Annotated in this window: 18 protein-coding genes; 10 read left to right on the top strand and 8 right to left on the bottom strand. The window is 68.8% G+C overall.

The window, feature by feature from the left end:
* Window positions 1-359: 359 nt before the first annotated feature.
* A complete protein-coding gene (locus tag J3R73_RS01985; RefSeq protein ID WP_307421895.1) occupies window positions 360-1,853 on the bottom strand; it encodes an HAL/PAL/TAL family ammonia-lyase in 1,494 nt (497 codons plus the stop codon).
* 98 nt (window positions 1,854-1,951) lie between these two features.
* Between J3R73_RS01985 and gloB the strand changes: the two genes are divergently transcribed.
* The 9 genes from gloB to J3R73_RS01940 all read left to right on the top strand — a co-directional run bounded on the left by gloB (window position 1,952) and on the right by J3R73_RS01940 (window position 12,417).
* Window positions 1,952-2,719 (top strand): hydroxyacylglutathione hydrolase, encoded by a 768-nt coding sequence (gene gloB, locus J3R73_RS01980; protein WP_307421893.1) that lies wholly within the window; start codon window positions 1,952-1,954, stop codon window positions 2,717-2,719.
* A gap of 84 nt (window positions 2,720-2,803) precedes the next feature.
* Window positions 2,804-3,223 (top strand): cupin domain-containing protein, encoded by a 420-nt coding sequence (locus J3R73_RS01975; protein WP_307421891.1) that lies wholly within the window; start codon window positions 2,804-2,806, stop codon window positions 3,221-3,223.
* A 119-nt stretch (window positions 3,224-3,342) separates the two neighbouring features.
* Window positions 3,343-3,573: an AbrB/MazE/SpoVT family DNA-binding domain-containing protein gene (locus J3R73_RS01970; RefSeq protein WP_307421889.1), complete on the top strand. Its 231-nt coding sequence runs from the start codon at window positions 3,343-3,345 to the stop codon at window positions 3,571-3,573.
* A 240-nt stretch (window positions 3,574-3,813) separates the two neighbouring features.
* Complete coding sequence (gene kdpF, locus J3R73_RS01965) at window positions 3,814-3,936, top strand: K(+)-transporting ATPase subunit F (RefSeq protein WP_307421888.1); 123 nt, start codon at window positions 3,814-3,816, stop codon at window positions 3,934-3,936.
* A 307-nt stretch (window positions 3,937-4,243) separates the two neighbouring features.
* Window positions 4,244-5,953: a potassium-transporting ATPase subunit KdpA gene (gene kdpA, locus J3R73_RS01960; RefSeq protein ID WP_307421886.1), complete on the top strand. Its 1,710-nt coding sequence runs from the start codon at window positions 4,244-4,246 to the stop codon at window positions 5,951-5,953.
* A 13-nt stretch (window positions 5,954-5,966) separates the two neighbouring features.
* Window positions 5,967-8,018: a potassium-transporting ATPase subunit KdpB gene (gene kdpB / locus J3R73_RS01955; RefSeq protein WP_307421884.1), complete on the top strand. Its 2,052-nt coding sequence runs from the start codon at window positions 5,967-5,969 to the stop codon at window positions 8,016-8,018.
* 207 nt (window positions 8,019-8,225) lie between these two features.
* On the top strand, window positions 8,226-8,831 hold the full coding sequence (gene kdpC, locus J3R73_RS01950; protein ID WP_307421881.1) for a potassium-transporting ATPase subunit KdpC: 606 nt from the start codon (window positions 8,226-8,228) through the stop codon (window positions 8,829-8,831).
* 144 nt (window positions 8,832-8,975) lie between these two features.
* Window positions 8,976-11,654, top strand: a complete 2,679-nt coding sequence (locus J3R73_RS01945; RefSeq protein WP_307421879.1) for a DUF4118 domain-containing protein — start codon at window positions 8,976-8,978, stop codon at window positions 11,652-11,654.
* Window positions 11,655-11,736: 82 nt separating this feature from the next.
* Complete coding sequence (locus tag J3R73_RS01940) at window positions 11,737-12,417, top strand: response regulator (RefSeq protein WP_307421876.1); 681 nt, start codon at window positions 11,737-11,739, stop codon at window positions 12,415-12,417.
* 230 nt (window positions 12,418-12,647) lie between these two features.
* On the opposite strand, the gene J3R73_RS01935 is transcribed toward J3R73_RS01940, so the two are convergent.
* Window positions 12,648-13,247 carry a LysE/ArgO family amino acid transporter gene (locus J3R73_RS01935; protein ID WP_307421874.1) on the bottom strand — a complete coding sequence of 200 codons (600 nt, stop codon included), beginning with the start codon at window positions 13,245-13,247 and terminating at the stop codon, window positions 12,648-12,650.
* A gap of 91 nt (window positions 13,248-13,338) precedes the next feature.
* Between J3R73_RS01935 and J3R73_RS01930 the strand changes: the two genes are divergently transcribed.
* The gene (locus tag J3R73_RS01930; protein ID WP_307421872.1) at window positions 13,339-14,250 is read left to right on the top strand and encodes a LysR family transcriptional regulator ArgP; all 912 of its coding nucleotides are present in this window, start codon (window positions 13,339-13,341) and stop codon (window positions 14,248-14,250) included.
* A gap of 464 nt (window positions 14,251-14,714) precedes the next feature.
* On the opposite strand, the gene J3R73_RS01925 is transcribed toward J3R73_RS01930, so the two are convergent.
* The 6 genes from J3R73_RS01925 to J3R73_RS01900 form a co-directional block, all read right to left on the bottom strand.
* On the bottom strand, window positions 14,715-15,722 hold the full coding sequence (locus tag J3R73_RS01925) for an SIS domain-containing protein (protein WP_307421870.1): 1,008 nt from the start codon (window positions 15,720-15,722) through the stop codon (window positions 14,715-14,717).
* The gene (locus J3R73_RS01920) at window positions 15,719-16,501 is read right to left on the bottom strand and encodes an ATP-binding cassette domain-containing protein (RefSeq protein ID WP_307421868.1); all 783 of its coding nucleotides are present in this window, start codon (window positions 16,499-16,501) and stop codon (window positions 15,719-15,721) included. Before J3R73_RS01920 ends, J3R73_RS01925 begins: the two co-directional genes overlap by 4 nt.
* A gap of 9 nt (window positions 16,502-16,510) precedes the next feature.
* Window positions 16,511-17,707, bottom strand: a complete 1,197-nt coding sequence (locus J3R73_RS01915; protein ID WP_307421866.1) for an alanine racemase — start codon at window positions 17,705-17,707, stop codon at window positions 16,511-16,513.
* A gap of 264 nt (window positions 17,708-17,971) precedes the next feature.
* Window positions 17,972-18,916, bottom strand: coding sequence for an ABC transporter permease (locus J3R73_RS01910; RefSeq protein ID WP_307421864.1), 945 nt, complete (start codon window positions 18,914-18,916; stop codon window positions 17,972-17,974).
* Window positions 18,917-18,998: 82 nt separating this feature from the next.
* A complete protein-coding gene (locus tag J3R73_RS01905) occupies window positions 18,999-20,066 on the bottom strand; it encodes a substrate-binding domain-containing protein (protein WP_307421861.1) in 1,068 nt (355 codons plus the stop codon).
* A gap of 279 nt (window positions 20,067-20,345) precedes the next feature.
* On the bottom strand, window positions 20,346-21,410 hold the full coding sequence (locus J3R73_RS01900) for a substrate-binding domain-containing protein (protein WP_307421859.1): 1,065 nt from the start codon (window positions 21,408-21,410) through the stop codon (window positions 20,346-20,348).
* Window positions 21,411-21,417: the final 7 nt, after the last annotated feature.

Raw genomic sequence — 21,417 nt, 5'->3', positions numbered from 1 at the left:
CTGCGGCTGATCTTGTGCCCGAGAACGTCGAGCGCATAGGACTTGGCCACCATGTCCATGCCCGGACCGAGAAGGCCCGTCCTGCTGTCGGCGCCGGCGTGCCGGCCAGTCCGGCAGGAGCCTGCCGGCCCCCCGCCGCGTCCAGCATCGCCTCCAGCGGCACGAGGACCGAGGCCTGCAGCCGCAGGAATTCGCGATAAGGCCCGCGCCGGCCAAGGTCGCAGGCCGAGTATCGCGCGTCGACGCGCGTCATGCGCCTGCGCCGTGCGTGCACGCAGTTCAGATCGAATTGCCATGCGCTCGCGTCCGTCGCCTTTCCGCCTGGCTGCGTTCCGCCGCATCCTGCAGCGGAACGGCCGTCATCGCCATCCCCCGGCCCGGATCGCCTCCGCGAGGCGCGAGACGTCCGGTCCGCTCGGACGATCCTCCTCCAGCCTGTCGACATGGCGGCGCACGAAGCCGTGGATCCCGGCCGTGCCATGCCCGAGGGAGGACGGCTCGCCGCGCAGGTCGATGGCCTGGGCCGCCACCACCATCTCGCAGGCCGCCAGCACGCGCAGCCTCTCGGCGCTCTCGGCGAGCTTGGTGATCGCGGCCGGCGCATTGGCAGAATGATCCTCGACCCCGTCGGCCGTGTGCAGCAAGGCCAGGGTTGCGGGCTGGGCGCGCGAACGGATCTCGGCCTCCAGCGCGCCGATCGCCTTCTGCAGCGTGCCGAAGCCGGTCCGGCTTTGCCCCATCGGGGTGAGAAAGCGCGGCTGGTCGGAATAATGGGGCGACATCAGCTTCAGGGCGCGCTGCGCCGAGATCGTCGCGGCGTGGGACAGGGCCTGCGCCAGCGCCTCGAAGCGCAGGGTGAAGGCGGTCATGTCGAAATTGCCGTTGGAAACCAGCTGTCCGTCGACGATGACCGGATTGTCGCCGGAATGGTTGAGCTCCAGCGCCACCATCGCCTCGGCTTCGGCGAACACCGTCCGCGCCGCGCCGTGCACCGGCGCCACGCAGCGATAGGAAAGCGGATCCTGCACCCGCTTGCCGGGTCCGCCGCCCGCGAGCCTTCCCCCGACGAGCAGCGCCAGGATGGCCGCGGCCGCCGCCATCTGCCCCGGCCCGGGCCGTGCCGCGTTCACCGCTTCCGCCAGGGGCGAGACATTGGCGCCGAAGGCTTCCATCGACAGGGCGGCGGAGCGGTCCAGCGTATCGAGCGCCAGCCGCGCATCGACGAGCGCCAGCGCGCCGCGCCCGGTCGAGGCGGCGTTGGCGACGACCAGCGCGTGTCCGTCCTTGGGGCCGATCGGCACCGGCCCGAGGCCGGCCCGTTCCAGCGCCCGGCCGCCGGCAAAGCGCTCTCCGCCGACCTCCGCCTCGCCTTCGCCGAGAAGCGCCAGGGCCATATGCGCCAGCGGCGCCAGGTCGGCGGCGCCGACCGAGCCGATCGAGGGCACGATCGGGTGGAGCCCGGCATTCAGCGCATCCGCCAGAGCGAGCGGCACCGCCAGGGACACGCCGGTCCGCCCGACCGTCATGCCGGCGATGCGCGCGAACATCATGGCGCGGACCTCGTCCGTCGGCATCGCATCGCCCACGCCGACGGCACGCGCGAAGGCGACGCGGCGCTGGAACGCCGCCAGGTCGTCCGGCGAAAGCCGGGTGTCGACGCCGGCGCCGAGGCCGGTGGTGAGGCCATAGACCGGCTTGTCGTCGGCGATCGCCTTCTCGATCACGGCACGGGCGGCCGCGATCCGCGCCTTCGCGGCATCGGAAAGGGTGATGGCCCTGCGCTCGCGCGCGACCGCCGCCACGTCGTCGATCGTCAGGGGCGCGTCGCCGATCACCATGAACTCGCCTGCCATCGCCTCTCTCTCGCTGCGGCATCCCGGGTCGCGACACGCCGCGTGACCTGCCGCGCCCGATCGCTTAGAAGGAATCACGTTTGAAATCGAGGGTGACCATGAGCGCGCTGACCGAACTCTTCTTGTGCCGCACCGACAATTTTGGCGTCCTGATCCACGATCCGTCGACCGGGCGCACCGCCGCCATCGACGCCCCGGAAGCGGAGGCGATCGAAGCCGCCCTCGCCCGGCGGCAATGGCGCCTGACCGACATCCTGGTCACGCATCACCATGCCGACCACGTCGAGGGCATCGAGGCGCTGAAGGCCTCGCATGGCTGCCGCGTCGTCGCGGCGAAGGCCGACGCCCACCGCATTCCCGCCGTCGACGAGACGGTGAGCGAGGGCGACATCGTCTCGGTGGGATCGCTGGAGGCGAAGGTCATCGACACGCCCGGCCACACCGTCGGCCACATCGTCTACTGGTTCGAGGGCGAGAAGATCCTGTTCGCGGCCGATACGCTGTTCTCGCTCGGCTGCGGCCGCCTGCTCGAGGGCACGCCCGCCGACATGTGGGGCTCGCTGCAGAAGCTGCGCGCGCTTCCGGACGATACGGTGCTCTATTGCGGGCATGAATACACGCTCGCCAATGCGCGCTTCGCCCTCACGGTCGATCCCGGCAACGAGGCGCTGAAGAAGCGGGCGGCCGAGGTCGAGACCCTGCGCTCCCAGCACCGCTTCACCCTGCCGGTGACGCTGTGGTCGGAAAAGCGCGAGAATCCCTTCCTGCGTGCCGACGATCCCGCCATCGCCAGCGCGGTCGGCCTCGACGGCGCCGATGCGCTCACGGTGTTCACCGAGATCCGCGAACGCAAGAACCGGTTCTGACCGGGAGCGCGGACGTGCGGTCCGCTCTTCCTCGCCGCCCATGATCTCAACAGCGGACAGGATGTCCGCGCTCCGGAGAGCGCCATGTCTCCCGCCGACATCATCGCCCGTCTCGGCATGACGCCGCATCCGGAAGGCGGCCATTACGTCGAGACCTTCCGCGACACGGTGAGCGCGGAGGGCCGCGCGGCATCGACGGCGATCTATTACCTGCTGCAGGCCGGCGAACGCTCGCACTGGCATCGGGTCGACGCCGCCGAGATCTGGCATTTCCATGCCGGCGCGCCGCTCGCCCTCGAGCTTTCGGCCGACGGCACGAATCGGACGCTGCTGCGGCTCGGGGTCGACCTCGCAGCCGGCGAACGCCCGCAGGGCGTCGTGCCGGCCGGCACCTGGCAGGCGGCGGCGAGCCTCGGCGACTGGACGCTGGTCGGCTGCACCGTGGCGCCGGGCTTTCGCTTCGAAGGCTTCGAGATGGCCGCGCCCGAATGGGAGCCTCGTTAGGGCGGCCGTCCACACCGGGGCAAGGGTGGGTGAAATCCTGCCGCGACCCGCATCGTCGGCGCTTGGACACTGCCGGGCATGGATATACATTGCTCCAGTGTATATCCACGGAGGCGCATATGCTGGTCGCGAAGTGGGGAAACAGCCTGGCGGTCCGCCTTCCCGCCAGCGTCGTCGAGGCTCTCGACTTGAAGGAAGGCGACGACATCGTGATCAACATCGCCGATCGGCGCGAGCTGGAAATCGCCCGCAAGCCGGGACGCGAAGAATTTTTGAAGCGGCTGCAGGCCTTGCGCGGCCTTCTCCCGGCGGATTTCACCTTCGTCCGGGACGAGGCGAATGCCCCGTAGCTTCTTCGACGCCAATGTTATGATCTTCCTGCCGCAATATGGCTTCGAGAGTGGGCCGAAGTCCGCCCTTCGGCCGCCGATCTTTATGCGTCCCTTATATCCCTCCCCCACAATCGCAATCGAACCCTGACGCCGCCTAGTGAGATAGTCCCGCCTGCACCCAATGGGGGTGGAGGTTCGTCATGCTTGATATCGCTTATCTGCTGCTGGGCGTCCTGGGCCTGCTGGTCCTGGCCTTCTATGCCCGCGCGCTCGACAGGATCTGAGGGAAAACCGATGTTCGATCCCATCCTCGGCCTCGTCGTCGCCCTCGCGCTCGCCGCCTATCTCGTCGCAACGCTGCTGAAGCCCGAGCGCTTCTAGCGCCGCGACGGCTTCGGATCGGGCCACGCCTCGTCATGGCGGGGTACCGCGATCCGAACCCGTCACGTTCAACGCCTTGCCGCCGGGCCCGAGCCCCTCGTCCCGACGCGTCCGTCCGTGCCGGAAACCCTTTCCTTTCGCGCCATGCCACCGGCCTCCCCCGCGCCGCGTGACGCCGCGAAGGGGGCGGGACCGCTTCGCCCCGAACGATCCCGCTTCCCCGCTTTCGCAATCGCATGGAGCCCCTTCGTTCTGCCGGCCTTCAGGCCCGCAGAACGAAGGCGCCATGCCCTTTTGGAGAAATTCCATGTCCCTGAACGGATGGCTCCAGATCATCCTTCTGTTCGCGGCGGTCCTGCTGGCGGTCAAGCCGCTGGGCGCCTTCATGGCCCACGTCTTCGAGGGCCGCAGAACCTTCCTGTCGCCGATCCTGTCTCCGGTCGAGACGGGCTTCTACCGCCTGTCGGGCATCGATCCCGACAGGGAGCAGAACTGGCTCACCTACACGCTGGCCATGCTGATGTTCAGCGCCGCCGGCTTCATCGTCATGTACGCGATCTTCCGCCTGCAGGCCTATCTGCCGCTCAATCCGCAGGGCTTCGACAATCTGACGCCGGATCTCGCGTTCAACACCTCGGTGAGCTTCCTCACCAACACGAACTGGCAGTCCTATGCCGGCGAACAGACGATGAGCAATTTCAGCCAGATGTTCGCGCTGACGGTGCACAACTTCATGTCGGCCGCGACCGGCATCGCCCTCGCCATCGCCGTCACCCGGGCCTTCGCCCGCTCGGGCGCCAAGACGGTCGGCAATTTCTGGGTCGATCTCACGCGCTGCACGCTCTATGTGCTGCTGCCCCTCGCCATCATCGTCGCCATCGCCTTCATCGCCGCCGGCATCCCGCAGACCCTGCTCGGCGCGGTCGACGCCACCACGCTGGAGGGAGCCAAGCAGACCATCGCTCTCGGACCGATCGCCAGCCAGGAAGCCATCAAGCAGCTGGGCACCAATGGCGGCGGCTTCCTCAACGCCAATTCGGCCCATCCCTTCGAGAATCCGTCGGCGCTCGCCAATTATCTCTCGATCTTCTCGATGCTCGCGATCTCCTCGGCGCTGGTCTACACCTTCGGCCGGATGGTCGGAAACCTGCGCCAGGGCTGGGCGCTGCTGGCCGCCATGGCCATCATCCTGATCGCCGGCGTCGGCATCGTCTACTGGGCCGAGACCTATGGCAATCCGATCCTCGCCCATCTCGGCGTCGATCCGGCTCTCGGCAATATGGAAGGCAAGGAGATCCGCTTCGGCCAGGCGATGACCGCGCTGTTCGTCGCCGCGACGACGGGCCTCTCCTGCGGCGCCGTCAACGCCATGCACGCCTCGCTCACGCCGCTCGGCGGCATGGTCCCGCTCTTCCTGATCCAGCTCGGCGAAGTGCTGCCGGGCGGCGTCGGATCCGGTCTCTACGGCATGATCGTCTTCGCCGTGCTCACCGTGTTCATCGCCGGCCTGATGGTGGGGCGCACCCCCGAATTCCTCGGCAAGAAGATCGAGGCGCGCGAGATGAAATTCGCCATGCTGGCGATCCTCATCCTGCCGACCGCCATCCTCGGCTTCACCGGCGTCTCGGCCATGCTGCCCTTCGCCGTCTCGCAGATCGCCAATGGCGGCCCGCACGGGCTGACCGAGATCCTCTACGCCTATTCCTCCGCCGTCGGCAACAACGGCTCGGCCTTCGCCGGCCTGTCGGCCAATACGCCCTGGTTCAACACCACCCTGGGCATCGCCATGGTCGCCGGACGCTTCGGCTATGTCGTGCCGGTGATGGCCATCGCCGGCTCGCTCGCCGCCAAGACCAAGGTGCCCGCCTCGGCCGGCACCTTCCCGACCCATACGCCGCTGTTCGTCGGCCTTCTCGTCGGCATCATCCTGATCGTCGGCGGCCTGCAGTTCTTCCCCGCGCTCGCGCTGGGGCCCATCGTCGAGCACTTCCTGATGCTCGCCGGCAAAACCTTCTGAGGGAATGGCAATCATGTCTTCCAAACCGAATTCGCCGTCGATGTTCGATGCCTCCATCCTGCTGCCGGCCATCCGGGACGCCTTCGTCAAGCTTGATCCGCGGCTGCTCGTCCGCAACCCCGTGATCTTCGTCACCGAAGTCGTCGCCGCCCTGGTGACCGTGCTGTGCCTGCGGGACCTCGTGCACGGCGACGGCGTGACCTTCCCCGCCCAGATCGCGGCCTGGCTGTGGTTCACCGTGCTGTTCGCCACCTTCGCCGAAGCCGTCGCCGAAGGGCGCGGCAAGGCGCAGGCCGAAAGCCTCCGGCGCACCAAGTCCGACCTCAAGGCCAAGCGCCTGCCGTCCGCCACCGCTCCGCGCGACCGGTACGAGTCGGTCGTGGCCGACAAGCTCAATGTCGGGGATATCGTCATCGTCGAGGCGGGCGACCTCGTTCCCGGCGACGGCGAGGTGGTCGAGGGCGTCGCCTCGGTCAACGAAAGTGCGATCACCGGCGAATCCGCGCCGGTGATCCGCGAATCCGGCGGCGACCGCTCGGCCGTCACCGGCGGCACGCAGGTCCTGTCCGACTGGATCAAGGTGCGCATCACCACCCAGCCGGGCTCCTCCTTCATCGACCGCATGATCGCGCTCGTCGAAGGAGCCGAACGCCAGAAGACGCCGAACGAGATCGCCCTCTCGATCCTGCTCTCGGGCATGACGCTGATCTTCCTGATCGCCGTCGCCACGCTGTGGGGCCTGGCCGGCTATTCCGGCACGATCGTCAGCGTCACCGTGCTGGTGGCGCTGCTGGTGACGCTGATCCCGACCACGATCGGCGGCCTCCTCTCCGCCATCGGCATCGCTGGCATGGACCGCCTGATCCGCTTCAATGTGGTGGCGACCTCGGGCCGTGCCGTCGAGGCGGCGGGCGACGTCGACACGCTGCTGCTCGACAAGACCGGCACCATCACCTTCGGCAACCGCATGGCCACCGAATTCCTGCCGGTGCCGGGCGTGACCGAGGAGCAGCTCGCCGCGGTGGTCGTGCTGGCGAGCCTCGCCGACGAGACGCCGGAAGGCCGCTCGATCATCGCGCTCGCCAAAGGCGATTACGGCGTCGAGGAGCCCGATCTCGCCGGCCGGCCCTCGACCGTCATCCCCTTCGCCGCGCAGACGCGCCTGTCCGGCATCGACTTCGACGGCCGCTCGATCCGCAAAGGCGCGGTGGATGCCGTCCTGAAGTTCGCCGGCGTCGCCGCCGACGCCGCGCCGCCCGCCTTCAGGCAGGCGGTCGACCGGGTCGCCCGCACCGGCGGCACGCCGCTGGGCGTCGCCGAGGGCGGCCGCATCCTCGGCGTCGTCCATCTCAAGGACGTGGTCAAGCCCGACATCAAGGAGCGCTTCGCCGAGCTGCGGGCCATGGGCATCCGCACCGTGATGGTCACGGGCGACAATCCGGTCACCGCCGCGGCCATCGCCTCGGAGGCCGGGGTCGACGACTTCCTCGCCGAAGCGACGCCGGAGGACAAGCTCGCCTATATCCGCAGGGAGCAGACCGGCGGCCGGCTGATCGCCATGTGCGGCGACGGCACCAACGACGCCCCCGCCCTCGCCCAGGCCGATGTCGGCGTCGCCATGCAGACCGGCACGCAGGCCGCGCGCGAGGCGGGCAACATGGTCGACCTCGACTCGAACCCGACCAAGCTGATCGAGATCGTCGGCATCGGCAAGCAGCTCCTGATGACGCGCGGCGCCCTCACCACCTTCTCGATCGCCAACGACGTGGCGAAATATTTCGCCATCATCCCGGCGCTGTTCATCGCGACCTATCCGGAACTGGGGGCGCTCAACGTGATGCACCTCGCTTCGCCGCAATCGGCCATCCTGTCGGCCGTGATCTTCAACGCGCTGATCATCGTCGCGCTGATCCCGCTGGCCCTGAAGGGCGTCACCTATCGTCCGGTCGGGGCGGCGGCGCTGCTCAGGCGCAACCTGGTGGTCTACGGGCTCGGCGGCATCCTCGTGCCGTTCGTCGGCATCAAGGCCGTCGATCTTCTCGTCGCGGCCCTGCACCTCGTGTGAGGCGATCGCATCTTCACCCTCCCCTGGAAGGGGAGGGTCGGCCTGAAAGGCCGGGGCGGGGTGGGAAACGTGCCACCACGAAGGTTCATGTGGAGATTGCTTTTACGAAGAAGGCACCCCCACCCCGACGCTCCGCATCGACCCTCCCCCTCCAGGGGAGGGGGGCCACACCGCAGTCATCCAACCTTCCGCTCCAAGGAGCACGCCATGCTTATCCATCTGCGCCCGGCCATCGTGATGATGGTCCTGTTCACCATCCTGACCGGCGGCATCTATCCTCTCCTCATCACCGGCATCGGCCAATATGTCTTTCCGTCCGCCGCGAATGGCAGCCTGGTCCTCGACGGCGGCAAGGTGGTGGGATCCGCCCTGATCGGCCAGAACTTCACCACCGACCGCTATTTCCAGGGGCGCCCCTCCGCGACCTCGGCGGCCGATCCCAACGACGCCACCAAGACGGTCGCCGCGCCCTATAACGCCGACAACTCGACCGGCTCCAATCTCGGTCCGACCTCCAAGCCCCTGGTCGACCGCATCACCGCCGGCATCGCCGATCTGCGCAAGCAGGGCGTGGCGGGCGAGGTTCCCGCCGACGCCGTCACGACCTCCGGCTCCGGCCTCGATCCGGACATCTCGCCGGCCTTCGCCGCCCTCCAGGTCTCTCGCATCGCCAAGGCCCGCAACCTGCCGGAGGATCAGGTGAAGGCGCTGGTCGATGCGCAGACGCAGGGCCGCCTCGCCGGCCTTGTCGGCGAGGCGCACGTCAACGTGCTGGCGCTCAACCTCGCCCTTGATGCCGTCAAGGCGAAATGAGACAAACAGGCGGGACGCGGAGCGGCACCAAGCGCCGCCTCGCGGCCTCCGAACGCCTGACGAGCCGGCCTTCAATCGATCCCGCATGCGTGCCGAGGCGCTTCGCGCCGCTTGCGGGATGACGCTTTCGTCTTGCAGGACCGCATGCCCCTTCCCGCGCGCGACACCGATGCCCGTCCCGATCCGAATGCGTTGCTGGCGCTCGCAGGCCGGGAGGGCCGCGGGCGCCTCACCGTCTTTCTCGGGGCCGCCCCCGGCGTCGGCAAGACCTATGCGATGCTGTCGCGGGCGCGCCGCGAGCGCGATGCGGGCGTCGACGTCGTCATCGGTATCGCCGAGACCCACGGCCGCGCCGAGACGGCGGCCCTGATCGAGGGACTCGAAGTGCTGCCCCGCCGCCGGATCGACTATCGCGGCCGGGCGCTCGAGGAGTTCGACATCGATGCGGCGCTCGCCCGCCGTCCCAGGCTCATCGTCGTCGACGAACTCGCCCACAGCAATGCGCCTGACAGCCGCCATCCCAAACGCTACCAGGACGTCGAGGAACTGATCGGCGCCGGCATCGACGTCTGGACGGCCGTCAACATCCAGCATCTCGAAAGCCTGGTCGACGTCGTCTCGCGCATCACCGGCGTCACCGTGCGCGAGAGCGTGCCGGACAGCGTGCTCAAGAAGGCCGACGAGGTCATCGTCGTCGACATCACGCCGACCGAGCTGATCCAGCGCCTGGAAGCCGGCAAGGTCTATCTGCCCGAGAACGCCCGGCGGGCCACCGAAGGCTTCTTCAAGCCCGGCAATCTCACCGCGCTGCGCGAACTGGCGCTCCGCCGCACCACCGACCGGGTGGACGATCAGATGATCGACTATCTGCGCCAGAACGCCATCGAGGGACCGTGGGAGACGGCGGACCGCCTGCTGGTCTGCATCGGCACCGACGCGCTGTCGGAAAAGGTGGTGCGCACCGCCGGCCGGCTCGCCAACGGCCTCAACGCCCATTGGCTGGTGGTGACGATCGAGCGTCCGGGCCAGGACATCGCCGACCCCGTCGCCATGCATCGGCTCGACCAGACCTTCCTGCTCGCCGAGCGGCTCGGCGCCGAGACGCGGCGCGTCAGCGGGCACGACTATGTCGGCGAGATCCTGCGCCTGGCCCGCCGCGAGAATGCCACCCAGATCGTGCTCGGCCGCGGCGAAGCCGGCTGGTGGCGGCGCATCGCCGGCCGCTCCCTGCCCGACGCCCTGCTGCGCCGCTCCAGCGACATCGGCATCTATGTGGTGACGAGCGAGGATACCGAGCCCCCGCCGACCCCCGGCAGGCGGCCGCGCCTGGCGCTGCTGCCCATGGCCAAGGCCGGCGCGCTCGCCGTCGGCTCCGTCGCCGCCGCCGTCGCCATCGGGTTGGGCCTGCAGCACTTCGTGCCCCTGCCCAACGTCTCCATGCTGTTCCTGATGGCGGTGCTGCTCTGCGCGCTGACGATCGGACGCACCGCCGCGATTGCCGCCGCCATCCTCTCCTTCTTCACCTATAATTTCTTCTTCATCGCGCCGGTCTACACCTTCACCATCGCCGAGCCGCACGAGCTGTTCGCGCTCGTCATCTTCCTCATCGTCGCCGTCACCACCGGCGATCTCGCCGGTCGCGTGCGCGACCGGGCGGAGGGAGCCGGCCGGCGGGCCGCCAGCACCCAGGCGCTCTACGAGTTCTCCCGCAAGCTCTCCGGCATCACCAGCGTGGACGACGTGCTGTGGGCCGCCGCGGCCCATGCCCAGGCGACGCTCGGCGGACGCGTGATCCTCGCCGTGCCGATCGAGGACGAACTCACCGTGACCGCGGCATGGCCGCCCGACATCGCGCTCGACACCACCGACATGACCGCCCTGCGCTGGGCCTTCGAGAAGAGGGAGAATGCCGGCAGGGGCACGGGCACGCTGCCCAACCTCGCTTTCCAGTACCGCCCCCTCCTCACGCCGCACGGCGCCGTCGGCGTCTTCGGCTTCGAGCGGCCGGAAGGTGGGCCCGGCCTGACGCCGACCGAGGACCGCATTCTCGTCGCCATCCTCGACCAGACGGCCATCGCCGTCGACCGCGCCCGCCTCGCCCGCGACAGCGCCCGCACCGCTGCCCTCGAGGAGAGCGAGAAATTGCGCAGCGCGCTGTTCTCCTCGATCTCGCACGATTTGCGCACGCCGCTCGCCTCGATCACCGGCGCGGTCACCAGCCTGCGGCAATTGGGCGAGCGCATGAGCGCGGCGAGCCGCGACGACCTCCTGGCCTCCATCGAGGAGGAGGCGGCGCGGCTGTCGCGCTTCGTCTCGAATCTCTTGGACATGACGCGCATCGAGGCGGGGGCGCTCAACGCGCGGCGGGACTGGGTCGACATCGCCGACGTCGTCCGCGCGGCGGCCGACCGCGCGCGCAAGGCCTTTCCCGACCGTGCCATCGACGTCAGCATCGCACCGGACCTGCCGCCCGTGCGCGGCGACAGCGCCCTGCTCGGACAGGTGCTGTTCAACCTGATCGACAATGCGCATAAATATGGCGCCGCCGACACGCCGACCGCGATCTATGCGCGGCGCGAAGGCGGCGAGGTGCTGATCTCGGTCATCGACCAGGGCAAGGGCATCCCGCCGGCCGATCTAGAACGCATCTTCGACAAATTCTACCGCCGCGGCAAGGTGGACGGACGCGCCGCCGGCACCGGGCTCGGCCTGTCGATCTGCCGCGGCTTCGTCGAGGCGATGGGCGGCACCATCGTCGCGGAAAGCCCGGCCGTCCGCAAGCGCGGGACGCGCATCGTCATCCGCCTGCCCATCGCCGCGTAAGACGCTTCGGGAGAGCGGTATCTTGCTGTATGCGTCGGCTACGAGGCATCGCCTCTCCTCTTTCAAAGCCGATCCCGACCCGATGCGCATCCTGGTTGTCGACGACGAGCCGCAGATCCAACGCTTCCTCAAGCCGGCCCTCACCGCCGCGGGCTACGAGGTCGCCGACGCCGCCAACGGCGCCGATGCCATGCGCCTGATCGCCACGGCGGCGCCCGATGTCGTCATCCTCGATCTCGGCCTTCCGGACATGGACGGCAAGGAGATCATCGCCAAGGTGCGGGAATGGTCGAAGGTGCCGATCATCGTGCTGTCGGCGCGCGACCGCGAGACGGAGAAGATCGCCGCGCTCGACCTCGGCGCGGACGACTATGTCGAGAAGCCCTTCGGCATCGGCGAGCTCATCGCCCGCATCCGCAACGCCTTGCGCCACAAGGCGCAGGACGCCGGGGCCTCGACGCGCTTCGAAACCGACGGCCTCGTCATCGACACGCTGAAGCGCCTGGTCACCCGCGACGGCGAGCCGATCCGGGTGACCCCGAAGGAATACGACCTCCTCGCCATGTTGGTGCGCCATGCCGGCCGCGTCGTCACCCATCGCCATCTGCTGACCTCGGTATGGGGCACGGCGCATGGCGACGACCTGCATTACCTCCGGGTCTTCATCGGCCAGTTGCGGGCCAAGATCGAACGCGACCCCGCCAACCCCAGGATCATCCAGACGGAGCCCGGCATCGGCTACAGGATCCGGGACGAGGCGTAACGCTCTTCGGAAGGCATGGTCTTCCCGGGACAGCAGGTTTCGAACTCCCATGCGCTGGCTCTGCCAGGCAAGGCGTGACTTTGGAGGGGCGATCACCCGATCGCCCTTCTTGGCAACACCGAGCTTGCAGGAAAGGAAGAGGTCGATCGGTGATCGACCCTCCAGTCGGGGCCTGGGTTGGCGTATGGGGCAAGAAGCAGCCTGAAAGCCTGCGGTCCCGGGGAAGGGTTCTACACCACCAGCTTCAGCGCCAGCCCGCACATCGTCATGCCGACGGAGGCGTCGAGCACGCGCCAGGAACCGGGCCGGGCGAAAAGCGGCCGCAGGAGCCGCGCGCCGTAGCCGAGCGAAAAGAAGAACAGGAAGGAGGCCATGCCGGCTCCGATGCCGAAGGCCGCCTTGTCGCCCTCATATTGCGTCGAGATCGACCCGAGCAGCATGACGGTGTCGAGATAGACATGCGGATTGAGCCAGGTGAAGGCGAGGCAGGTGGTCAGCGTCCGCGCCAGGCCCGGGCTGTCGATGGCCGAGGGGGCGAGCGTCCCGGTGTCGAGCAGCGCCGCGCGGAAGCTGCGCAGCCCGTAGGCGATGAGGAAGACCGCCCCGCCATAGCGCATCGCCGGTTCGAGCCAGGGCAATTCGGCACCGACGACGCTGAAGCCCGCTACGCCCGCGGTGATCAGGACGGCATCCGACAGGGCGCAGGCGAGGCAGACGGCGAAGACGTGTTCGCGCCGCAGCCCCTGGCGCAGAACGAAAGCGTTCTGCGCGCCGATCGCCACGATGAGGCTGAGACCGAGCAGAAATCCGGAGAGCAGAGCCGTGGTCATGGCGACATCCCTGTGGAGAGCGATTTGACTAGCCGCATCCCAACAATTAGAAAATTGATATAATTTAATCGTGATTTAGAAAAACTAATCCATGCTCGACTATGCCCTCATGGACGCCATGGCCCGCGTCGTGCGCACCGGCAGCTTCGACAAGGCGGCGCGGGAAATCGGCGTGACGCCGTCCGCGATCTCGCAGCGGGTGAAGCTGCTCGAGGAGCGGCTCGGCACCAGCCTGATCGTGCGCGGCCAGCCCTGCACGGCGACCGCCGCCGGCAAGCGCCTGTGCCGGCATGTCGAGGAGATCGGGTTGATGGAACTCAGCCTGCGCGCCGATCTCGGCCCGGTGATCCCGGCCGGGCGGGCGCCGACCATCCGCATCGCCGTCAACGCCGACAGCCTCGCCACCTGGTTCGTCCCGGCCCTCGCCGGCATCGAGGAACGGCTGTTCGACCTCGTCATCGACGACGAGAGCAACACGGCCGAATGGCTGCGGCGCGGCGAGGTCAGCGCGGCCGTCAGCACTGCGCCCGGACCCGTCCGCGGCTGCGGCAGCCGGTCCCTGGGCGCGCAGACCTACATCGCCACGGCGAGCCCGGCCTTCATGCGGCGCTGGTTCGCCGGCGGCGTCGGCGAAGACGCCCTGCGGGCCGCCCCAAGCATCACCTTCAACACCAGCGACGAATTGCAGGACCGCTGGCTCGCCGAGACCTTCGGGCAGTCTTTGCCCCGGCCCAGCCACTGGATCCCGTCCTCGCACGGCTTCGTCGACGCGGCGCTCGCCGGCATCGGCTGGGGCATGAACCCCGCCTCGCTGGTCGAACCGCATCTGGCGGCGGGCCGGCTGGTCGCGCTGGTGCCGGGCCGGCCCCTGCTGGTCCCGCTGTTCTGGCATTGGAGCCGGGCGGTGGAAGGCGCGCTGAAAGACATCACCGCCTCGATCGTACGGACGGCACGGACCCGGCTGGCCGCCCCTCCCTCCCCTGGAGGGGGAGGGTCGGCCTGAAAGGCCGGGGTGGGGTGCGAAACGCAGGTCGTGCTTGAAAACAATCCTTTCCAGCGAGGCGGGGTCACCCCACCCCGACGCTGCGCGTCGACCCCCCCTCCAGGGGAGGGTGGGCGCCTCATATGGGCTTTCGGTCGACGGTCACTGCCCAGATCCAAGATTTGGATCCCAGAAGCGTGGCTTTCCGGCACCACTCCACCCTCCCCTGGAGGGGGAGGGTCGGCCTGAAGGGCCGGGGCGGAGTGGAATACGCAGGTCATGCTTGAAAACAATCCTTTCCAGCGAGGCGGGGTCACCCCACCCCGACGCTGCGCGTCGACCCTCCCCCTCCAGGGGAGGGTGGGATGCGCCTCATAATGGCTTTCGGTCGGCCGTTACCGCACGGCTCCACGATCTGGATCGTAGAAGCGTGGATTTCTGGCGCCACGTCACCCTCCCCTCCCGGACAGGGTGCTGTGCCGGCCCTACCGCGTCTCCGTCACCTTCTGCAAAAGCCGCGGCTTGTCGGGATTGCGGCCACGCCGGCGGGCGATGCGCTCGGCGCTGCCGTAGAAGGTCTGGATCATGCTGAGCGGATCGAGCGCCGGATGGCCGGCGGGCCGGAAGTCGGGCTGGAGGATATGGGCCCCGGCCCGGCTGAGCCGCTCGACGCTCTCGGCCGTCGTGGCAGCCGCCGCGTCGCGCGCCGCGAAGACGAGGACGGGAAAGCCCTCCTCGACCAGTTCCATCGGCCCGTGCATGACTTCGGCGGCCGAAAAGGCTTCGGCATGCAGGCCGCTGGTCTCCTTCAGCTTCAGCGCCGCTTCCTGGGCCATCGGCAGCGAGGGGCCGCGCCCGAGCACATAGAGCGATCGCGCCTGCGGCACCCTGTCCTCGACGGCGGTCCAGCGCAGGGCCTGCGCCGCGGCGAGATCCTCCGGCAGGCGGGCCAGGGCCTCGCTGAAGCCCGCATCGCTGCCGCAGGCGCCGACCAGCGCCGCGGCCATCGCGGCGGAGGTGATGAAGGTCTTGGTCGCCGCGACGCTCAATTCCGGCCCCGCCATCAGCGGCAGGCAGACATCGGCGTCGGCCGCCAGCGGCGAGGCGGCGTCGTTGGTGATCGCCACCGTCGGCACGCCCGCCCGCCTGGCCTCGGCTTGGAAGGCGAGGATGTCCGGGCTCCGGCCGGATTGCGAAATCGTCACCAGCAGCGTGTCGCGCAGATGCAGCCTCGCGCCGTAGATCGAGACCACGGACGCACCGACCGAGCAGCAGGGCACGCCGAGCATGATCTCGGCCAGATATTTGAAGTAGGACGCCGCATGGTCGGAGGAGCCGCGGGCGCAGGTGACGAAATGCGAGGGCCGGCGCTCGCGGAACAGCCGCCCGAATTCGGCGAGCGCCGCGCGATTGGCGTCCAGCATGCGCGCCACGGCCTGCGGCGCCTCCGCCGTCTCCAGCGCCATCAGGGTGGTTTCGGTGCCCGCGCTCATGTGCTCAACCCCGTGATCATGGAGACGATCTCGTTCTTGTCGGTGCTGCGGGTGTCGCGGACGCCGATCTGCCTGCCCCGCCGGAGCACGCAGATGCGATCGGACAGGCGGAAGACCTGGTCGAGGCTGTGGCTGACGATCAGGATCGGCAGATTGCGCGCCTTGAGGCCGGCGATGATCTTCTCGACCTTGGCGGTTTCCGCAACGCCGAGCGCCGCCGTCGGCTCGTCCATCAGTACCAGCTTGGTCGCCCAATGGGTGGCGCGGGCGATGGCGATGCCCTGGCGCTGGCCGCCCGAGAGGTCGCGGATCGTCGCCCTTGCCGAGGGAATGCGGACGTCGAGTTCCTTCACCAGGCTTTCCGTCTCGGTGATCATGCGCTTGCGGTCGAGGCGGCGCAGCGGCCCGGTGACGAGTTCCTTGCCGAGGAACATGTTCATGTAGACGGGCTGGGCGTCGGCGAGGGCGAGGTCCTGGTAGACGACCTGGATGCCGAGAGCCTGGGAGTCGCTGGGATCGGTCATCGCCACCTCGGCGCCGTCGATCAGGATGCGGCCCTGCGTGGCGGGCTGCACCCCGGCGATGATCTTGACCAGCGTCGACTTGCCGGCGCCGTTGTCGCCGACCAGCGCCACGACCTCGCCGGCATGGATGTCGAGGTCGACCCGCTCCAGCGCGATGATGCCGCCGAAGGCCTTGTGGATGTTCTGCAGCGACAGGACCGGGACATCGGCACCGGGCGCCTTGCTCTGGCCTTGAGACTGGGACTGGGCTTGCATGGCGGCTCCTTACAAAGGCCAGTCGGCAGGACGGCCGAAGGCGTCATGGATGGTTTCGACCACGGGCGTGCCGCTGGAAAGGCCGGCGATTCCGGCGGTGTAGGCGCGCGTCACGAAGGCCTGCGGACGGAAGCCGAAGACGACGCTGTCGCCGACGCGCGGCCGCACCGCGCCGCTCGCATCGACCATGCCGTAATAGTCGATCGAGGCGGGCACGGGGATCTCGACGCCGGCCAGCGCCGCATCCGACACCGTCGGCTCCCGGGCGACGATGGCCTTCACTGGATAGTCGGGGAAGACCGGATCGATATAGAGGCCGCCGCCGAAGCAGAAGGCCTCGCCGCCGATCAGGTGTGAGACCTCGCTGAGATAGACCACCGCCGGGGTTTCGGGGAGGTCCCTGACCACATGCAGCGGCGTGGTGCCGGTGAGGCCGTGGCCGGGCTCGACCTGCGTCGCGCCGGCCGCCGCCAGCATCGGCAGGATCTCGGCCGAGGTGGTGCCGGGGGTGTTGATCTCGATGCCGCGGCGGCCCGCTCTGGCGAGCGCCTCGGCGGCCCGCTCGAGCGTGGCGAGGTTGGCGGTCGGCTTCACGCTGGCGCTCGCCCCGTCGAAGAGCTGGGTGGGAAAGCTGGTGATGCCCGCAAAGCGCGCGCCCTCGATGGCGTCGACGGCCTCGGCGAGCAAGGCCACCTCGGCAGCCGGAAGGCCGCCCTCATGGCCGCGATAGAAGCGATCGCCCTCGGCGACGATGCGCAGGAGGATGTCCTGCCGGCGGCCGAGCCGATGCGCCGCGGCGGCTGCCTCCCTCGCCTTCTCCAGGCTGAACACCGTCCAGTGGTCGGGCACCAGCGAGGCGGCGGCATCGGCCTCGGCGCGGGGCACCTGGACGAGGTGGCCGAGATGGCCGAGCCCCATGCCGGCGCGATGCGTCGCCCGTGCACATTCCATGTCGACCGCCACCGCCTTGCCGATGCCGCCGCGCATCGCCGCCCGGCAGAACGAAGCGTTGCGGCCCATCTGCTTGGTCATGGCATAGGTCTTGAGGCCGTGGCGCCCGGCGACGCCCGCGATGTGCCGGGCGTTGGCCTCCACGGCGTCGAGGTCGATGACATAGGTGTTCGCCGGCAGCTTTCCGGCCTGGTGCAGCGCGATCACCTGCTCGACGAGGGCGGGATTGCGGCGGCGGATGAGATCGAGAAACATCGGGATATCCCAGTCTGAAGGTTCAGGATGCGTGGGGGTCGAGGCACGCCCGCCGGCGGCGGCGCAGCCCCTCACCTCTATCCTCTCCCCGCGATGCGGGGCGAGGGGACCTCGGCGTCGGGATCGTCCCGCACCGTCTCCGTCTCGCCCGACCGGTTCGAGACGCGACGCGGCCGCTCCCTTCTCCCCGTCCTTACGGGGAGAAGGTAAGGATGAGGGGCGGCACTCCCATCGACAAGCCGTGCGTGACACTGTGGCATCGGCCTACCGGTTCGGCTCGCGCAGGGTCAGCGCCACTGCGATCAGGATGATGAGGCCCCGGGCGATCATCTGGTCCGAGGGCTGGTAGCCCATCAGGATCAGCCCGTTGTTCAGCATGCTCATCAAGAGCGAGCCGATCAGCGCCCCGACGATCGAGCCGGCGCCGCCGTTGAGCCGCGTGCCGCCGACGATGACGGCGGCGATCACGGTGAGCAGGTCGGATTCCCCCAGCGTGTAGCGCGCGCCGTGCAGCCGCCCGGCATAGAGGAGGCCGGCGAGCGCGGCGAGCATCCCGCTCAGCACCAGCACGCTGAAGCGCAGCCGCAGCACCTTGATGCCGGTGGCCCGCGCCGCGCGCGGATTGTCGCCGGTCGCGTGGACATGGGCGCCGTAGCGGGTCTGCCGGAAGAAGAAATAGCCGACAGCGATGGCCACCACCGTCCACAGGATCAGCGAGGGGATGCCGAACAGCGCGCCCGAACCGAACAGGGCGTTGAACATGTCGTTTTCGATCGGCACGGACTGAAGGGCGGTCATCCGGCGCGCGACCCCGGCGAAGACGCCCATCGTCGCCAGCGTCACCAGGAAGGAGGGCAGCCTGCCATAGGCGACCAAAGCGCCGTTGAGGGCGCCGATCGCCGCGCCCGCCGCGAGGCCGGCGGCGGCGCCGAGCGGCCAGGGCCATTCGCGCAGCACCACCGCGGCGAGCAGCGCCGACACCGCGACGATGGACCCGATCGACAGGTCGATCTCGCCCGAGGTCAGCACGAACACCGCTCCCACCGCCATCACCGTGATCGGTGCGGATTGCTGCACGATGTTGAACAGGTTGAAGGTCGTGAGGAAGCCGTCGTCGCGCAGGACGATGGAGAAGACGACGAAGATCAGGAGGAAGCCGACATAGATGACATATCGGCTCGGATTGATCTGGCGCAGAGTGGCGAGCATGGTTCTATCCCGGCAGGACGCGAGACCGCTCCCGTGAGGGGCGGACGGGAGACGGAAGACGTTCCGCCTCCCCGAGGGGGCATTATTGGCCCGGCATCGAAGCCGGCAGGCCGCGATGCAGCGATTCCTGGTAGCCCTGCTTCACCGTGTCCTTGGTCACGGTCAGCGCGTCGACGGCGTAATAGGGCGCCGCCTTGTCGTGGATGAGGCCGAGCGCCACGGCGCGGGCGCCGGTCTGGCCGATCTGGTAGGCCTGGTCAACGACGATGCCGGCGACGTTGCCGCCCTTGACCATGTCGAGGGCCAGCGGCTCCGACAGGTCGAAGGTCACGATCTTCGTATGGGTGTTGCCGGCATTGCGGAGCGCCGCCAGCACGCTTTCGGCCGGCGTCGACCATGTCGCATAGATGCCGTCGAGATCGGGATGCTTGGTCACCAGCGCGTTGAGGATGTCTTCGGCGCGCGTCGGATCGGCGAGGCCCTGCTCGGCGACGATCTGGACGCCCTTGTAGTCGTCGAGGATGGTCTGCCTGAAGGCGCCGTCGCGCTGGTTGGTCACGAAGAAGTTCGCGTCATGGTAGACATAGGCGATCTTGCCCTTGCCGCCGAGGGCGGCGCCCATGGCATCGCCGGCATGCTTGCCCATCGCGGCGAAATCGTCGGAGACCACGCAGACATAGTCCTTGCCGGCGACGAAGTCCTTGGGCGGCTGGTCGACGAAGACGAGGACCATGCCCGCATCCCTCGCCGGCTTGAAGGCTTCCGGCGCGGTGTCGGGGTCGACCAGCTCGGAGAAGATCGCGCTCGGCCGCTTGGCCATCACCGTTTCCACGTCGCTCTTCTGCTTGGCGGCATCGAAATTGGCGTCGGTCTGGGCGACCACCGTGATCCCCAGACGCGTGAACTCGTCGCTCGCGCCCTGGATGACCGCCTTCGACCAGTCCGAGGATTCGTGCCAGACGACGGCGACGGTGAACTTGCCGGCCTTGGCCTTGGCTTCCTGGTCGGGGGTCAGCACCAGACTCCTGGCCGAGGTGGCGGCCTCGCCATTGGGGCCGGTGCTCGCCTTGAGCGCGGCATGCAGCGGTCCGGCGAAGGCGACCATCGCCGCCAGGCTCGCCGAGAGGAGGAAGACGCGTCGGTTCAACATGGGATCTCCTGGGATGGCTGGTCTTTTCTTGTCCCGGGCCGCGAACGGGCGGGCATGGGCTTGGGTTCGAGGCGCGACATTTGCCGCTTCCCTCCCCCTTGTGGGGAGGGATTAGAGGGTGGGGGTCGAGACAGCAGTCTCGGTCCGAGCCAGGTTACGACGACCCCCATCCCTACCCTTCCCCACAAGGGGGAAGGGATACCCAGCGTCGCGTCCTCGGGACTCTCCGGCATCTCGACAGACAGGATCGCCCCTCCATCCGCGCCCTTGCCGGCCGCCTCACTTCAGCGCGTCGAGGATCGATTGCGGCGCCGCGCGGTGGAGCGACTCCTGCCAGCCCTCGGCGACATTGGCCTTGGTGACCGTGAGCACCGGCGCGACGACGAAGGCCGGCGCCTGCTTGCCGAGAAGGCCGTAGCCCGCCGCTTCCGCCATGGCGCGGCCGAGTTCATAGGCCTTGTCCGCGGCGATGGCCGCGACGTTGCCGCCCTTGACCATGTCGAGGCCGACCGGCTCGGACAGATCGAGCGTGACGACCTTGGTCCGGGTGTTGCCCGCCGCCCGCAGGGCCGAGAGCACGCCCTCGGCGGGTTCGGACCAGGTGACGTAGATGCCGTCGAGGTCGGGATGCTGCAGCAGGATCGCCTGGGCGATGTCCTCGGCGCGCGCCGGATCGGAAATGCCCTGGCTGGCGACGATCTTGATGTCGGGATAATCGGCTTCGATCGTCGCCTTGAAGGCGTTGTCGCGCTGGTTGGTCACGTAATACTGGGCGTCGTGGTAGATCCAGGCGACCTTGCCCTTCTTGCCGATGGCGGCGGCGAGGGCATCGGCGGCTTGCTTGCCCATCTGGAACAGGTCGTCGGTGACGATGGTGACGTAGTCCTTGCCCTGGACGAAATCCTTGGGCTTGTTCGACAGGAGGACGACCTTGACGCCGGCCTCGACGGCCGGCCGGAGGGCGGCGGCCGAGGTGACCGGATCGAGCGGCAGCGTCAGGATCGCGCTCGGCTTCCTGGCCATCGCCGTTTCGACATCGCTCTTCTGCTTGGCGGCGTCGAAGCCCGCATCGGCCTCGGCCACCACGGTGATGCCGAGGCGGGCGAACTCGTCCTTGGCACCGGCCGTGACGGCGTTCACGAAGTCCGAGGAGGTGTGCCAGAGCAGGGCCGCGGTGAACTTGCCCTCGCGCAGCTTGGCGGCTTCCGCGTCCGTCAGCGCCAGCGTCGAGGCGGGCGTCGCCTTCTCCCCGCCGGGGCCGACCGTCTCGCCGGCGAAGGCCACGGGCGCCAGCGCCAGGACGGCGCCGATGGCCAGCGCCGCGATACTCTTCCTCATCCCCATCTGACTT

Origin of the sequence: Labrys monachus, from assembly GCF_030814655.1 — a bacterium.
GTDB lineage: Bacteria > Pseudomonadota > Alphaproteobacteria > Rhizobiales > Labraceae > Labrys > Labrys monacha.
Note: the sequence above shows the minus strand (reverse complement) of the source record. Positions and strands in the feature narration are given on the sequence as shown.